Source organism: Phyllobacterium lublinensis (assembly GCF_020164435.1).
GTDB lineage: Bacteria > Pseudomonadota > Alphaproteobacteria > Rhizobiales > Rhizobiaceae > Phyllobacterium > Phyllobacterium lublinensis.
Map to the genome: position 1 here is coordinate 88,179 of NZ_JAIUDQ010000008.1, position 16,045 is coordinate 104,223.

Annotated in this window: 15 protein-coding genes; all 15 read left to right on the top strand. The window is 60.4% G+C overall.

Annotation, left to right across the window (positions count from 1 at the left end; all coding sequences use genetic code 11):
- The 15 genes from pcaH to cydC all read left to right on the top strand — a co-directional run bounded on the left by pcaH (position 1) and on the right by cydC (position 16,030).
- On the top strand, positions 1–741 hold the full coding sequence (gene pcaH, locus K9U38_RS12205; protein WP_224494609.1) for a protocatechuate 3,4-dioxygenase subunit beta: 741 nt from the start codon (positions 1–3) through the stop codon (positions 739–741).
- Complete coding sequence (gene pcaG / locus K9U38_RS12210; RefSeq protein WP_224494610.1) at positions 741–1,355, top strand: protocatechuate 3,4-dioxygenase subunit alpha; 615 nt, start codon at positions 741–743, stop codon at positions 1,353–1,355. The genes pcaH and pcaG overlap by 1 nt, the downstream gene beginning before the upstream one ends.
- Before the next feature lie 3 nt (positions 1,356–1,358).
- Positions 1,359–2,432 (top strand): 3-carboxy-cis,cis-muconate cycloisomerase, encoded by a 1,074-nt coding sequence (locus tag K9U38_RS12215; protein WP_224494611.1) that lies wholly within the window; start codon positions 1,359–1,361, stop codon positions 2,430–2,432.
- Positions 2,433–2,633: 201 nt separating this feature from the next.
- Positions 2,634–3,803, top strand: coding sequence for an ABC transporter substrate-binding protein (locus K9U38_RS12220; RefSeq protein WP_224494612.1), 1,170 nt, complete (start codon positions 2,634–2,636; stop codon positions 3,801–3,803).
- A gap of 45 nt (positions 3,804–3,848) precedes the next feature.
- Positions 3,849–4,712, top strand: coding sequence for a branched-chain amino acid ABC transporter permease (locus tag K9U38_RS12225; protein ID WP_224494613.1), 864 nt, complete (start codon positions 3,849–3,851; stop codon positions 4,710–4,712).
- Positions 4,709–5,719: a branched-chain amino acid ABC transporter permease gene (locus K9U38_RS12230; RefSeq protein WP_224494614.1), complete on the top strand. Its 1,011-nt coding sequence runs from the start codon at positions 4,709–4,711 to the stop codon at positions 5,717–5,719. The genes K9U38_RS12225 and K9U38_RS12230 overlap by 4 nt, the downstream gene beginning before the upstream one ends.
- Entirely contained in the window at positions 5,716–6,477 is a 762-nt protein-coding gene (locus K9U38_RS12235; protein WP_224494615.1) for an ABC transporter ATP-binding protein, read from the top strand. The genes K9U38_RS12230 and K9U38_RS12235 overlap by 4 nt, the downstream gene beginning before the upstream one ends.
- 142 nt (positions 6,478–6,619) lie before the next feature.
- Positions 6,620–7,339 carry an ABC transporter ATP-binding protein gene (locus K9U38_RS12240; RefSeq protein WP_224494616.1) on the top strand — a complete coding sequence of 240 codons (720 nt, stop codon included), beginning with the start codon at positions 6,620–6,622 and terminating at the stop codon, positions 7,337–7,339.
- A gap of 238 nt (positions 7,340–7,577) precedes the next feature.
- Positions 7,578–8,423 (top strand): iron uptake transporter permease EfeU, encoded by an 846-nt coding sequence (efeU, locus tag K9U38_RS12245; protein ID WP_224494617.1) that lies wholly within the window; start codon positions 7,578–7,580, stop codon positions 8,421–8,423.
- A 15-nt stretch (positions 8,424–8,438) separates the two neighbouring features.
- Entirely contained in the window at positions 8,439–9,623 is a 1,185-nt protein-coding gene (gene efeO, locus K9U38_RS12250; RefSeq protein ID WP_224494618.1) for an iron uptake system protein EfeO, read from the top strand.
- 6 nt (positions 9,624–9,629) lie between these two features.
- Complete coding sequence (efeB, locus tag K9U38_RS12255) at positions 9,630–10,940, top strand: iron uptake transporter deferrochelatase/peroxidase subunit (protein WP_224494619.1); 1,311 nt, start codon at positions 9,630–9,632, stop codon at positions 10,938–10,940.
- 12 nt (positions 10,941–10,952) lie between these two features.
- Positions 10,953–11,774 (top strand): iron uptake system protein EfeO, encoded by an 822-nt coding sequence (efeO, locus tag K9U38_RS12260; protein WP_224494620.1) that lies wholly within the window; start codon positions 10,953–10,955, stop codon positions 11,772–11,774.
- Between the two features lie 233 nt (positions 11,775–12,007).
- A complete protein-coding gene (locus tag K9U38_RS12265) occupies positions 12,008–12,580 on the top strand; it encodes a GbsR/MarR family transcriptional regulator (protein WP_224494621.1) in 573 nt (190 codons plus the stop codon).
- 4 nt (positions 12,581–12,584) lie between these two features.
- Complete coding sequence (gene cydD, locus K9U38_RS12270) at positions 12,585–14,342, top strand: thiol reductant ABC exporter subunit CydD (protein ID WP_224494622.1); 1,758 nt, start codon at positions 12,585–12,587, stop codon at positions 14,340–14,342.
- Complete coding sequence (cydC, locus tag K9U38_RS12275; RefSeq protein ID WP_224494623.1) at positions 14,339–16,030, top strand: thiol reductant ABC exporter subunit CydC; 1,692 nt, start codon at positions 14,339–14,341, stop codon at positions 16,028–16,030. The genes cydD and cydC overlap by 4 nt, the downstream gene beginning before the upstream one ends.
- Positions 16,031–16,045 lie beyond the last annotated feature (15 nt).

A 16,045-nucleotide genomic window follows, 5' to 3' on the forward strand; every position in this document is an offset into this window, starting at 1 on the left:
ATGTCCAACATCAAACCGGAAACCGGTGCTTTCTTTCAGCGCGACAGGCAGTGGCATCCCCCGGCCTATGCGCCGGACTACAAGACAAGCGTTGTCCGTTCACCGCAGCGGGCCCTCCTCTCCTTTGACAATACGTTGTCGGAGATTACAGGTCCGGTGTTTGGTCATTCCATACTCGGCGAACTTGACAATGATCTGATCCACAATTTCGCCAAGCCCGGCGAAAGCGCCATCGGACAGCGCATCATTGTACACGGCCGGGTGATCGACGAACGCGGCAAGGGCGTCGCTGGCGCCCTGCTGGAATTCTGGCAGGCCAATGCAGGCGGCCGTTACCGTCACAAGCGCGAAGGATATGTGGCCGCTCTCGACCCGAACTTCGGCGGCTGCGGGCGAACAATAACGGATGATGAGGGCTATTACAGGTTCCGCACGGTCAAGCCGGGCGCCTATCCATGGCCGAACGGCGTCAATGACTGGCGCCCGGCCCACATCCACTTTTCCGTGTTTGGTCACGGTTTTGCGCAACGCCTGATCACTCAGATGTACTTTGAAGGCGACCCGATGATCTGGAACTGTCCGATCGTCAGGTCGATCCCGGACAAAGCGGCGATCGAGCAACTCGTTGCCGGACTCGACATGAACAATACGATCCCGATGGATGCGCGCGCCTACAAGTTCGACATCGTGTTGCGGGGTCGCCGCTCGACACTGTTCGAGAACCGTATGGAGGGCAACTGATGGTCCAGCAATTGGGGTTCCTGAAAGAGACGCCATCGCAAACCGCAGGTCCTTACGTCCACATTGGTTGTACGCCAAATTTCTCTGGCATAGCAGGCGTTTACGAGTCCGATCTCGGCATTGCCATGGTCAATGACAAGACGCTTGGCGAAAGGATCACCATTCGCGGCCGCGTCTTCGATGGCACCGGGACGCCCCTGCGCGATGCCTTGCTCGAAATATGGCAGGCCGACAGCAATGGGCTTTACAACAGCCCGTCGGAGTTGCGTGGTGCTGCCGATCCGAATTTTACGGGTTGGGGCCGCTGCCCGACCGACATGGAGACGGGCGAGTTCGTTTTCGAAACGATAAGGCCAGGCCAGGTTCCCTACAAGGATGGGCGTTTGATGGCGCCGCACGTCACGGTATGGATCGTTGCGCGCGGCATCAACATCGGACTGCAGACGCGGATCTATTTCGACGATCAGAAAGCCGCCAACGACCAGGATCCGATCCTGATGCGGATCGAACACAAGAATCGGGTCAACACCCTGATCGCGAAACGCGACGGATCGGCCTATCTCTTTGACATTCATCTGCAAGGCGACAAGGAAACCATCTTCTTCGATGTGTAAGCAATGAGCATATCTCCTTTCGATCACCCATATCTTTCAGGGTTGACCGGCGATGCGGAGGCCACGCAGTGGTTCTCGGTGGAAAATGACATTGCTGCCATGCTGGCGTTCGAATCCGCATTGGCGCGGGCCGAGGCCGATGAAAAGGTCATCGACTATGGAGCGGCCGAGGCGATTGCCAATGCATGCAGGACGTTCGTGCCAAATATCGCCACTTTGAAATCGGCAGTTGCAACAGATGGTGTTGTTGTCCCGGAACTTATCCACCAGCTGCGTGGCACTGTTCCGCCCGAGCATCGTGCATTTCTGCATTTCGGCGCTACCAGCCAGGACGTCATCGACACCAGTCTGATGATCCGGCTCATTCCGGTGCTTGAACGCCTGGATGACGGCTTGCGGGCAATCTTGGTCGAGCTTGAGCGACTGGAAATTGCTAATGGAAACAATGGGTTGATGGCAAGAACGCGTATGCAGTCGGCGATTCCAATCGTCGTACGCGACCGTATCGAGACCTGGCGCGCTCCCCTGCCCCGACACCGCCAAAGACTCGACGCGCTCAAGCAGCATTTTCCTGTTGTGCAGTTCGGCGGGGCCGCGGGGACGCTGGACAAGTTGGGCGGCAAAGGGCCCGCTATCCGCGCGCGAGTGGCCGCCATACTCGGTCTGAAGGACCTGCCGCAATGGCACAATCAGCGTGACCTGATCGTGGATTTTGCCGGTCAGCTGTCGCAGATTTCCGGTTCGCTGGGCAAGATCGGCCAGGATATTTCGCTCATGGCGCAGGCAGGCGACGAAATCGCGCTTGCAGGCGGCGGGGCATCGTCCGCCATGCCGCACAAGCAGAACCCGGTCCTTGCAGAACTACTTGTTTCGCTGGCCCGCTACAATGCCACGCAGATTTCAGGCATGCACCAGTCCCTGGTTCACGAACAGGAGCGTTCCGGCGCCGCCTGGACCCTGGAATGGATGATATTGCCATCGATGGTGACGTCCACGGTGACGGCGCTGCGTTCAGCAACGACCTTGCTGCGTTCAATTACAGGTCTGGGAGAAGGTGCCAATGCGGCCAGGACATAGACATGCCCGGTTCAACCGGGCACAGCAGAGAAGCAAGTCTCGGTTGAAAAAATTCGACCAGAATCGCGGTTTTATGGTCGAGATTCGCGGTTGAGAGCGGAATTTCTCCCGAAAGACATATAAGCGCGATCGGAATTGACTGAAATACGGCCGTGATCCCGGGAGACATGGTTGACCAACAAAGGTGATGGAGGGAGGAACATGAAAAAACTCATACTGGCTGCGGCCGCATTCCTGATGACGGCGAGTGCCTATGCGGATGTGATCAAGGTTGGGGTCATCGGACCCTTTTCGGGACCGTTCGCGATCCAGGGCAAGAATTTCAAGGCAGGCATCGACGCCTATCTCGCCACCCATGGCAACAAGGTTGGCGAGAACACGATCGAGATACTCTACCGGGACGTGCCGCAACCTGATCCAGCCCAGTCGAAGGCTCTGGCGCAGGAACTGGTTGTCAAGGAAGGCGTGCAGTATCTGACTGGATTCTACTTTACCCCGGACGCAATGGCCGTCACGCCGCTGTTGGAACAGGGCAATGTGCCCATGGTCATCATGAACGCCGCGACCTCGGCGATCGTCACCAAGAGCCCGCTCGTCGTGCGGACATCGTTCACGACATGGCAGACCTCCGCCCCCATGGCAAAGACGGCGCGCGAGCGCGGCGTTGAGAAGGCGATCACGGTTGTCAGCGATTATGGGCCTGGCGTCGATGCCGAGAATGCCTTCAAGACCACCTTCGAAAAGGAAGGCGGCACGGTCGTCGAGTCCATCCGCATGCCGCTGTCGACCAACGACTTCAGCCCGATCATGCAAAGGGTTCGCGATTCCGGCGCACAGGCCGTCTTCGCCTTCCTGCCGTCGGGGCCCACGACACTCGGATTTGTCAAAGCCTATAATGAGAATGGGTTGAAACAGGCGGGGATCCAGTTCCTGGCGCCCGGTGATCTGACGCAGGAATCCGATCTTCCAGCCATCGGCGATGCGGGTGTCGGCATCCTGACGACCTTCCATTATTCGATCGCGCATGACTCTCCTGAAAACAAGGCATTCGTCGCCGCGGCCCAGAAGGCAATCGGCAATCCGGCAGAACTTTCCTTTCCGTCCGTCAGCGCCTATGACGGCATGTTTGTCATCACCAAGATGATCGAGGCCACCGGAGGCAAGCAGGATGCTCAGAAGGCGGTCGATGCCGTAAAGGATCTCGCCTGGGAGAGCCCGCGCGGTCCCGTCTCGATCGATCCGGAAACGCGCCACATCACCCAGAACATCTATCTGCGCGAAGTCGCCAAGGGTGACGATGGCGGCTACTACAACAAGGAAATCAAGACGTTTGAGAAGCAGCCCGATCCCGGCCTCGCCGCCGCGAAATAACGGGGTGCGGGGTGCGATGCCGTTCTATGCAGACAGGATGATCTGATGCAGACCTTTTTCAGCATTGGGGTGGACGCGCTTGCCTATGGCATGATCCTGTTCGTCATTTCCATCGGCCTCTCGGTGACGATGGGGCTGATGCGGGTGGTCAATCTTGCCCATGGCGCATTCGCGATGATCGGCGGCTACATCGCTTCCTATGCGGCCCGCGATCTCGGTCTCGCCTATGGCGTGGCGGTGATCCTGGCCGTAGCCGGAACCATCATCATCGCCGTCCCGCTCGAGCGGTTCCTCTACCGGCGCATCTATGGTGCGCCGGAATTGACGCAGGTATTGATGACGATCGGCATCACTTTCTGCGTCATCGGCATTGCCAATTATGTCTTCGGACCAACGCTGAAGACCATTCCCCTGCCCTCGGAGCTGCAGGGGCCGGTCGACATCGGCTTCCGCACGATCGCTGCGCACAAGCTGTTTGCGATCTCATGCGGTATCGGCGTCGCGTTCGCGCTGTGGTACCTGATCGAACGTACATCCTTCGGCGTCAAGCTGCGCGCTTCGGTCGACAATACGGCCATGGCGGCGGCGCTCGGCGTTCGCACCAAGATCGTCTATGCGGCGAGCTTTGCCCTTGCTGTCGGTCTCGCGGCTTTTGGCGGGGTGATAGGGGCGGAACTCCTCCCGGTCGAACCCTACTATGCCCTGCGCTATATGGTGACATTTCTCGTGGTGGTTTCGGTTGGCGGAGCGGGCTCCATCCCGGGCGCCCTGATCGCGTGCCTGCTGCTTGGAGCAATCGACACGACGGGACGTTATCTGGTGCCGGAATATGGCGAGTTCTTCTTCTATCTTGCGGTGATCGCGATCGTCTGGGTGTTTCCGCGTGGTTTGATGGGGCGAGCGAAATGACGATCAGCAATACATCGGCAACGCCCATCCGGCCATTGGCCGGGGTCGGGAACAACTGGCTCCGCGATCTCGCCGGTATCGCCATCATCCTGGCCGCAGCCGTTGCGGGGTACTTCCTGTTTCCAAACAATCTGGCGTTGCTGACGCGCATGATCGCGATCATGTTGTTCGTGCTGTCGCTCGACCTTGTGACCGGCTATTGCGGTGTCGCGACGCTTGGTCATGCCGCCCTTTTCGGTAGCGGCGCCTATGCGGCCGGTATTGCGGCGGCGCATTTTGGCATAACCGAGCCCCTCACCATGGTGGCGATCGGGGCCTTGGGAGGTGCGATTGCCGGTCTGGTTTCAGGCGTTGTCATCTTGCGCGGTCATGGTCTGGCGCAGCTTGTCCTGTCGATCGCGATCATTCATCTTTTCCATGAGGCGGCCAACAAGGCATCCGCCTATACGGGTGGCAGCGACGGCCTCGCAGGTATCTCGCCCGAGCCGATCCTTGGCCTGTTCGCTTTCGACCTTTGGGGGCGTACAGCCTATGTATTCGGCATAATCCTCCTGGTTGTCATTTTTTTCCTCCTGCGGATTCTTGTGCGCTCGCCGTTCGGCATGCTTTGCCGCGGCATCCGTCAGGATCCCGTCCGCGTCAGCGCAATGGGCGCGTCCGTGAAAAGCACCCTCCTGAAAATGTATGTGATATCCGGCTTGGTTGCCGGAGTTGGCGGTGGATTCAACGCCGTATCGACGCAGGTCGTCGGTCTCGACAGCCTGAGCTTCACCAATTCTGCCGAGGCGCTGGTCATGCTGGTGCTCGGCGGCACGGGCACGCTCTACGGCGCATTGATTGGCACCATTGTCTTCATTGGGGTCGAAGATCTTGTCTCGGCCGCCAATCCGTTCCATTGGCTGACGATCGTCGGCGCGCTGCTGATCGCAGTGGTGCTGTTTGCTCCCAAGGGGCTCTACGGTACGGCCGCTGCAATCATTGAACGCTACAGGAAGGACGGCAGATGACAGCGGTCTTTCAAGTCGATCACCTCAAGAAATCGTTCGGCGGCCTCGACGTGACGCGCGACGTCTCGCTGTCGCTGAAAAAAGGAGACCGGGTGGCGCTGATCGGCCCAAACGGCGCGGGCAAGACGACCTTCGTCAATCTGGTGACCGGGCATCTGCGCCCCAATTCGGGTAGAGTACTGATGGGAGGAGAGGATATCTCCGCTTTCAATCCCATGCGGCGTGTCCGTGCGGGGCTGGTGCGATCCTTCCAGGTGACGCGGCTGTTTGCGGACATGACGCCTGAACAGCATGTGGCGCTGGCCATCCTGCAACGGGAAGGCAAGTCGGGCAGGATTGCCGGTTCATTCCGGGCCATGCCGGAGGTGATGCACGAGACTTACGCCATCCTGGAGACGCTCAATCTCGCAACGTTGGCCACTGCACCGGTCAGCGAGATTGCCTATGGCCAGCAGCGCCTGCTTGAAATTGCCCTGGCAATGGCCTTGCGGCCTCAGGTATTGCTTCTTGACGAGCCCGCTGCAGGCGTTCCGCACAGCGATACGTTTCTTATCGAGAGTGCACTGGCGCAACTGCCAAACGATCTGGCGGTTTTGATGATCGAGCACGACATGGACCTCGTCTTCCGCTTTGCCAAGCGAGTCATCGTGCTGGCAGCAGGGGAAATCATCTTCGATGGTTCGCCGCGTGAAGTCACCAAGGATGCGCGCGTGCGCGAGGCCTATCTGGGGAGCTATGCTGGGGCCGTAAACTCATGAGCAGGATCCACAATGGCGCTTGAAACGGCAAGAAGATGCGAGGAGAGATGCGAAGGGCGGGGTCTTTCCCCCCAACCGAGCAGCTCGACACTGAGCAGATGGACTCATACCATTTCGACCCTACTCATGAGGTTACGGCCCAATGCCAGCAGCACGGCTTGAGATCCAGGGGCTCAGTGCCGGCTACGGGCCGACGCGAGTCATCGAGAATGTTTCCTTTACGGCCGAGGCAGGTTCGCGGGTTGCCGTGCTTGGCAGGAATGGTGTGGGCAAGACCACATTGTTCTCGACCCTCGCCGGTCAGACCAGGCGCTATGAGGGTACGATCAGGCTGGGTGACGCTGATATCACCGCCATGGACAGCGCGAGCCGCGCCTGGAACGGGCTTGGTTTCGTGCCGCAATCACGCGCCATCTTCCCTTCGCTGACGGTGGAGGAAAATCTGTTTGTCGGGCTGAAGGGACGGCCGCGCGACGCATTGCAGGAAGCCTATGACATGTTTCCGCGACTTCACGAGCGGCGTGCGAATTCCGGGGCGAAGCTTTCGGGCGGGGAGCAGCAGATGCTTTCTACCGCGCGGACGATCCTCGGCAAGCCCACCGTCCTGTTGCTTGATGAACCGCTTGAAGGTTTGGCACCAGTCATCTGCGAGGAGTTGATGGCGGCATTCTCCCGCCTTGCTTCCAGCGGAGAGATGACCATCCTGATCGTCGAACAGCGCATACAGAGTGCTCTCGATTTTGCCGAACGGGTCATCATCCTTGAGCGGGGCCGTATCGTCTGGGACGGTACGTCGGAGCAGCTTGCGGCTGATCGCGATACGGTCGATCAACTGTTAGGTGTGGCGAGTGTCGGACACTAGGTCCAGCCGATTTGTGCAATCACCACGCATGGGGGACGGGGTATCTCAGCGGCAGGTTGTAGCCGATAGTGGACCAAACTACTCAACATACGGAAATAATTGACAAATTTCCTCCTGTTATTGATTAGAATTCTTCTAATATATTGTTATTGCTTCGTTTTTCGCGACAGTCTATGACTTGCCCGACGCCGTAAGTATCCGATGAGGTACGCCAGCACAGCGCCGGGGGCTTTGATTGATGCTTGTTCCATTTCTGATCATGCTTCGCGAGGGCATCGAGGCGGCGCTGATCGTCGGCATCATTTCGAGCTATCTGAAGCAGACCGGGCGAGGCGCCTGGATGCCTGCCGTCTGGGTCGGCATCCTGCTTGCCATTGCACTTTCGCTCTTCGTCGGAGCCGGACTGCAACTGGCCAGTGCGCAATTCCCGCAGAAGGCGCAGGAGTTCTTCGAGGGGATCGTTGGCCTGATCGCGGTGGTTGTTTTGTGCTCGATGGTGTTCTGGATGCGCAAGGCGGCTCGCTCGATCAAATCGGAACTTCATGCCTCGATCGATTCGGCCCTATCGCATTCAACGGGACAGGCTTCGGCGTTGATTGCCATGGTGTTCCTGGCCGTCGCACGCGAAGGCCTCGAATCGGTGTTCTTCCTTCTGGCCATTTTCCAGCAAAGTACGAACAATGACGCCCTGCTCGGCGCTGTCCTCGGCATTCTCGTGTCGGTGGTACTGGGCTACGGTCTCTATGCCGGCGGCATCCGAATGAATCTGCGCCGCTTCTTTTTCTGGACCGGCCTGTTCATTCTGTTCGTCGCGGCCGGGATTCTGGCAGGCACGCTGCGCCATTTCCACGAGGCAGGCGTGTGGAACAGTCTTCAGACGGTTGTCATCGACCTGAGCCATATTCTGCCGGTCGGCAGCGTCCTCGGGACTTTGCTGTCTGGGCTGTTCGGCTACCACGACATGCCGACACTGGGCGAAGTGATCGTCTATGTCGGGTTCCTGGCGATCAGCGTCTTCATGTTTCTGCGGCCCGCGGGCGCGCGCGAACCCGCCGCGGCCCAACCGTCGCGAACCTCTCATTAAACGGAAATCAGCTTCATGACGCAATCCGGCGGCCCTGCCTCCCCCTCATCGCAAAGATGGATGAAACTCGCGGTTGTCGGATCGGCTGGTCTCGTCATCGCCGGCGGCCTGGCATTCTATTATGCGTCAAAGGGCAACAGACCTGATGCATCGGCCGACAATATTGTCGTCACCATCAAGGATGGAACATGCACGCCGAATGCGATCACGGTACCTGCGGGACGGTCTACATTCACCATCGTGAACAGTTCAGACCGTGCGCTCGAATGGGAAATCCTTGACGGCGTGATGGTGGTCGAGGAGCGCGAAAATATCGTTCCGGGGTTCAGCCAGACACTCCAGGCAAAGCTCAAGGCCGGGGATTACGAGATCACCTGCGGCCTGCTCAACAGTCCGCGCGGGACCCTGCACGTTACCCCTTCGGCAGAGGCCGATGCGGAGGCAGCCAAGCCGGCACTCATGGCCTATCTCGGCCCGCTGGCCGAGTTTCAGGTATTTCTGGCCATGCAGGCCAATGCGCTGGTGAAGGGAGTGCAGGCGCTCGACGAAGCCATCAAGGCGGGCGATATCGAAAAGGCCCGTGAGGCCTATCAGAAGGCGCGGGCTCCCTACAAGCAGATCGAACCCATGGCGGATCTGTTCGCCGATCTGCACAATGCCATCGATCCGGTCGCCGACTATCTGGAGAAGCGTGAAGAAGATCCGGGTTTCACCGGGTTCCACCGTATCGAATACGGGCTTTACTCGGCGAACAATCTCGACGGGCTCGCCCCGGTATCCGCCAGGCTCCTGGCCGATGTGACAGCCTTGAAGGACCGGTTGCGCGGCTTGCGCATACCGCCCGAGCAGATCGCCAAGGGTGCCGCGCGCCTGCTTTCGGCGACCGCAGAAACGACCATCATCGTTGGCGAGGAGCACTACGCCAAGACTGACCTTGCCGATATCGAGGCCAATCTTGCCGGCGTTTCGCGCATGATGGCACTGCTGAAGCCGGTTGCCACGCCGGCAGCTCCCCAGGTCGTCGCGGATATCGATAGCCGGATGGCCGATGCGGACAGCGCATTGAAGGCACTGCGGGGGCCTGACGGTTATCCTCCCTTTGACAGCGTGGATGCGGAAAGCCGCAAGTCATTTGCGCAGAGGGTGCAGGCACTGGCGCAGGCGATCGGCAAGCTGAATGCTGCCGTTGGACTGGAGTAACGGGCGATGACAAAGGTGGAAAAAGGATTGATCACAACACGCCGCGGCATGCTGCTCGGTGTCGGAGCCGCCGGAAGCGCGCTCGCCGCGGGCCTTGGCGGGGCACCTGCCGCGGAGACGCAAGGAACGCAAGTCACCGATGCCCCCGTCAGCGACAAGACGCAGGAGCGCCAGCCATTTTACGGCAAGCACCAGGCGGGCATCGTCACGCCGCGTCCGGCAGCCGGCATGATCGCGTCATTCCACGTTTTGGCGCAAACGCCGGCCGAGGTCGAGCGGCTGTTCAGGACGCTTTCCGAACGCATCGCGTTCCTCATGAAGGGGGGCACACCACCGGCATTCGACGACAAGCTGCCCCCTGCGGATTCCGGCCTGCTCGGGCCTGTGGTGCCACCCGATAATCTGACGATGACCGTGTCGCTCGGTTCTTCCTTCTTCGATCAGCGCGATTGGCTGGTACCGCACAAGCCGGTGCGCCTCTCGCGGATGAAGGCCTCGCCCAATGACGCGCTGGATGCGGACCTGTGTCATGGGGATCTCGCGCTGCAGATATCGTCGAATACGCCGGACACCAATATCCACGCCTTGCGCGATATACTGAAGAACCTGCCTGACTTGATGGTCCTGCGCTGGAAGCAGGAAGGCTCGGTCCCTGTCCTGCCGCCCAAACCGGACGGAAGCCACGAAAGCGCCCGCAATTTCCTGGGCTTCCGCGATGGCTCGGCCAATCCGGACGCGGGCAATGCCGCGCTGATGGACAGGGTCGTCTGGGTATCCGAAGGCAGCGACGAGCCGGCCTGGAGCCAGGGCGGCACCTACCAGGTCGTCCGCATCATCCGCAACTTCGTCGAACGCTGGGACCGCACGCCGCTCGGCGAGCAGGAGCGCATCATCGGGCGCAAGAAGGCGACCGGCGCACCCTTTGGCGGGGGAACAACGGAGCATGATCTGCCCGACTACGCCAAGGATCCGGAAGGCCAGGTCACGCCGCTGGATGCCCATATCCGCATGGCAAATCACCGCAACGCCACATCCGACGCCAACCTGATCCTGCGGCGCCCCTTCAACTATTCGAACGGGGTAAGCAAGTCCGGCCAGCTTGAACAGGGACTTCTTTTCATCTGCTATCAGGCCGACCTGGAACGGGGCTTCATCACCGTGCAGCGGCAGCTGGATGGCGAGCCGCTCGAGGAATACATCAAGCCGATTGGCGGCGGCTTTTTCTTCACGCCTCCCGGCCCACTGGACGAAACGGACTTTGTGGGCCGGACACTCTTGGAAGCAACCGGTCACGCTGTGACCCGCATCAAATCCTGAAGGGAACCAACGATGAAACTGAGAATTACGCTTGCGTCCAGTCTGTTTGCTCTTGCCGCCGCGGCCGTCCCGGCAACGGCCGAAGTTTCTCCGCTCGATCTGGTCCAGCCGATTGCGGACTACAAGATCTATGTTTCGGAAAACTCGGAAAAGCTGGTGACCGATACCAAGGCGTTCACCGACGCGGTGAAGGCGGGCGATCTCGACAAGGCGAAATCACTCTTCGGCTCGACCCGCATGAGCTATGAAGCGATCGAACCGATTGCCGAATTGTTCAGCGATCTCGACGGTTCGATCGATTCGCGTGCGGATGACCACGAAAAAGCGGAAAAGGATCCGGAATTTACGGGCTTCCACCGCATCGAGTATGGCCTCTTTGCCGAAAACAGCACCAAGGACCTGGAGCCGTTCGCCGACAAGCTGATGGCCGACGTGACCGAGCTCAACAAGCGCATCACCGAACTGACCCTGCCGCCGGAGAAGGTAGTCGGTGGCGCTGCCGTGCTGATGGAAGAGGTCGCTGCGACCAAGATCTCCGGTGAAGAGGACCGCTACAGCCATACCGACCTCTGGGATTTCAAGGCCAATTTCGACGGTTCGCGCAAGATCTTCGACCTCGTGCGTCCCTTGATCGAAAAAGACGACAATGCGTTCGTGGCCAAGGTATCGGGGAACTTCGATGCGGTTGATGCCACCCTGTCGAAGTACAAGACTGCCGACGGCTATCAGCTTTATGACAAGCTCACCGACGATGACCGCGCAGTGCTTGCTGCCAAGGTCAACACGCTGGCAGAGGACCTCTCGACCCTGCGCGGCAAGCTTGGCCTGAACTAAACCTTCTTGCCGCCTATGCCTTTTCCCCACAAAGGGGATTCGGCGCGGCTCACCCATGAAACCCGGGCGATCGACAGGATCGGCCGGGTTTTTGTTTGGGTGTGCTGACAGCTGAACTGGCACCGCCTCTGTCCTGCCGGACACTGCACTTTTTGCCGCAGTTGCGAATCGTCGAGCCGTGGAATATCGTCATTTCAGTAATTACTGAAATAACTGTTACTACGGAAACGCTGATGAATTTGCCCCCTCTTGTCCAGTCTTTCGTGCTCCATTTCGGCGAGATGGGCAGCAGATGGGGCATCAATCGCACCGTCGGCCAGATTTATGCGCTGCTCTACGTTTCGCCGGAACCGCTCAATGCCGAACAGATCGTCGAGGCGCTGGGCATTTCGCGATCGAATGTGTCGATGAGCTTGCGTGAGTTGCAAGCCTGGAATCTCGTGCTGCTCAAACATCTCCCGGACGACCGCCGCGACTTCTTCACGACGCCGGACGATGTATGGCAGATATTGCGCACCCTCGCCGAAGAGCGAAAGAAGCGGGAAGTCGATCCGACCCTGTCGGTGTTGCGTGAAATCCTCATGCAGCAGCCTGCGAGCGAGGCCGAACGGCACGCTCAGGCCCGCATGAGCGAAATGCACGGTCTCATTGAACAACTGACGACCTGGTACGAGGATGTAAAGCAGCTGGAAACCGACCGGCTCGCGACCCTGTTGACGTTGGGCGCGAAAGTAACAAGACTGCTCGAGGCGAAGGACAAGATCGTGTCCCTCGGCAGGTCGAAGCGCACCACCGAAAAGGGTTGATGGCATGGGACCCGCAGCAGACACATCTTCGACTGTGCTCCGCACGCCGAGCAGTGTTGCTGATGACCGGGAATCGCTGCCGGTCAGTTCTGCCCCGGCCATTTCCCGCGATGCAGGCGGCACGAGCGCCAGGACCGCGGCGCTTTTGCAGGTGCTGGCTTCACTGCTGTGGCTGCCCCAGGCCGCATTGCTTGCTGCAGGTGTCGGCGCCATTGCGAACGGCGCGGGATTGGCGAACATCCATTGGCTGGTCATGGGAGTTGTCGGCGCCGGAATCGTCCGCGCCGCATTGGATTCCGTGGGCACCCGCCTTGCGTTCAATGCCGCCCGCGGCGTGCTCTCCGATCGTCGCCATGCCGCAACGGCCTCGCTTGCCGCCCGTTCGCCTCTGGATATCGGCCGGCCCGCCTCGGGCATGGCGGCTAGTGTGCTTGCCGAGCAGGCCGAAGCAATCGTTCCCTATCTCGCGCGGTTTCGTCCCGCCCGGCTGAAGGCGAGCACTGTCCCGATCGTCATCCTGCTGTGTGTCCTGCCGCTTTCCTGGATTGCAGCGGTGGTTTTGCTGGTTTCTGCACCGCTGATACCGCTCTTCATGGCGCTCATCGGCTGGCGCGCCAAGGCCGCAAGCGAGAAGCAACTGGTCGAGATGGGCGGCATGAATGCATTCCTGCTCGACCGCCTGCGCGGCCTCGCTACGATTCGCTCGCTCGGTGCTGTCGATCTGACTGCGCGGCGCCTGAGAGCCAATGCCGAATCGCTGCGGTCGCGGACCATGGCGGTCCTTCGGATTGCCTTTCTGTCGTCAGCAGTACTCGAGCTCTTTGCTGCGCTTGGCGTTGCGATGGTCGCCGTATACATCGGCTTCCATCTCCTCGGCCAATTGAACTTCGGCGCTTGGGGTGGCCGCTTGAGCCTGAACGAGGGCCTGTTCATTTTGCTCCTTGCCCCGGCATTTTTCGAGCCGCTGCGGGAACTGTCTGCCGTCTGGCATGACCGGGCCTCGGGCGAGGCTGCCATGGAAGCGCTGGACCGGCTGGCGCAAGAGGGCATCTTCCTGCCCGGGGCGGAAGATGACAGGCAGGGCCAATCCGGGGGCATTCAGTCTGCCGAGGTGCGTATCGACGCGCTGTCGTTCCGGCATGCCGGCAGCGAAGGACTGCTGTTTGACGGTTTCAACTTCCATATTGTGCCCGGAGAGCGTGTGGCGGTACTTGGTCCGAGCGGTTCGGGCAAATCCACCCTGCTCGCACTGATTGCAGGACTGGCACCCTATGAGCAGGGCGCGATCACAATCGGCGGAACATTGCTGACAGCAGCAACAGCCGGGAAACTGCGGGCGCACACGGCGTGGGTCGGGCAGAAACCGCATATATTTGCCGGCTCAGTATTTGACAATATTGCCTTGGGCCGGCCGCACCTTACCCAGGACAATATCCAGGCTGCGCTCGATACTGCCGGCCTTCTAGGCGTGGCGCGCGCGCGGGGCAATGTCCAGATTGGCGAAGGGGGCAGCGGGCTTTCAGGCGGCGAGATCCTCAGGCTTGCCCTGGCTCGTGCTGCAGCAGATCCGCAAAAGATGCTGATGCTGGCGGACGAGCCAACGGCACACCTCGACACAACGACAGCGAACGAAATCACGGCAAGTCTCCTTGCCTCATCGGCGGGAAAGACGCTGATCGTGGCAACGCATGATCCGGTTCTGGCGAGCCGCATGGACCGGATCATCATGCTGGCGCCGGAAGCCTCGCTGGAGGCTGCATGATTGCACTCTGGAATGTTTTCCGGCCCGTTGTCGCGCTTTTCCTGGCCGAACATCGCGTGGCACTCGCGGCAGGCGCGATCCTGGCGGCGCTTACGGTTTTTGCCGGCATCGCGCTGCTTGGTCTTTCCGGCTGGTTCATCACGGCCACAGCCATTGCCGGCCTCACTTCCGCATCGGCTTTCGCATTCGATGTCTTCGCGCCAGCCGCTGCCATACGATTCCTTGCGCTGGCCCGCACGGCCGCCCGGTACGGGGAGCGCCTTGTAACGCATGATGCAACACTCGGCGTGCTCGCGGGTCTGCGCGAACGCCTCTTCCGTAACTGGGCACAACCACAGGCCGCAAGAATCCTGCTGAAGCGCCCGGCAAAGCTCCTGTTCCGGCTGGTCTCGGATATCGATGCTCTCGATTCGCTTTACCTGCGGGTCCTGGTCCCTGCTTTTGTTGCACTTGCAATTGCCCTGGCAGTGGGTGTTGCGCTGGCATTGATGCATCCGCTGCTGGGACTGACGGCCAGTGCCTGGTTGCTCCTGGCCGGGTTTGGAATACCGCTCATGGCCGCAAGGTATGCCAAGGCCCCGTCCCGGCGTCGCGCACAGGCGCTGGAGACGCTGCGCTCGCGGACCATTGATCTTGTTGCCGGGCAAACGGACTTGGCCATGGCGGGGCGCCTCGCCGCCCAACAGGCGGCAGTGGCTGTAGCCGATACGCGGTTAAGGCAAGCGGACGATGCACTCAATCGCATTGAAACGGCTGTCATTGCCGGTTTCGGGATGGCGTCGGCCTGCCTGCTCGGCGGTACGCTCTGTGCGGTCGCCGTCCTGGCTGATGCCGGCATCATCGGTGGCCCCGTTGCGGCACTCGCCCTCCTGATCGCTCTCGCTGCACTAGAGCCTTTCGCCGGGTTGCGGCGCGGCGCGGTGGAACTCGGCCGCACCTTCCTTGCCGCCCGGCGCATTGGGCCAGGCCTGTCCCCCCTCCCCTCCGCTACCGCATTGCTTATGCCGGAAGGATTGCGGGCGGTTCATCTGGAGCGGGTTTCCGTATGCTATGACGGGTCGTCACTCCCCGCCCTGGAGGACGTATCACTTACGCTGGTCCGCGGCGAGCGTTTGGCGCTCATAGGTGCCAGCGGTACCGGCAAGTCGACACTCCTCGCTTTGCTTGCGCAGGAAATGGACGTAGCGGCCGGCAGGGCCGAATCTCTCCCGGCGACGTTGCTCACCCAAAGAACCGAACTGTTTCAAGACAGTTTGCGCGACAACCTGCGCCTCGCAGAACCGGACGCTGATGATGCGCGCCTGCTCGATGTGCTGAAGGTGGCAGGCCTCGCAGATGTCGTTTCCGCATTGCCTGCGGGTCTGGATGCCACGCTTGGTGAAGGCGGTTTCGGCCTTTCCGGTGGGCAGGCGCGCCGTCTCGCATTGGCCCGGTTGCTGCTGCGCGACACGCCGCTCTGGCTTTTGGACGAACCGACGGAAGGTCTCGACCAGGAAACCGCCAGCGATGTGCTGCAGCGTTTCGAAGCTCAGATGCGTGGGCGCACCATTATCATTGCGACGCATATCCGCCGCGAAGCCATGCTCGCGGACCGGCTGTTGATTCTGGAACGCGGGAAGATCACGCGCGCGCTGCGCCGCGGGGAAAAGGAATTTGATGAGGCTCTTGCCGGGCTACGCCCCGACTGATTGCCTGCAAGCCAT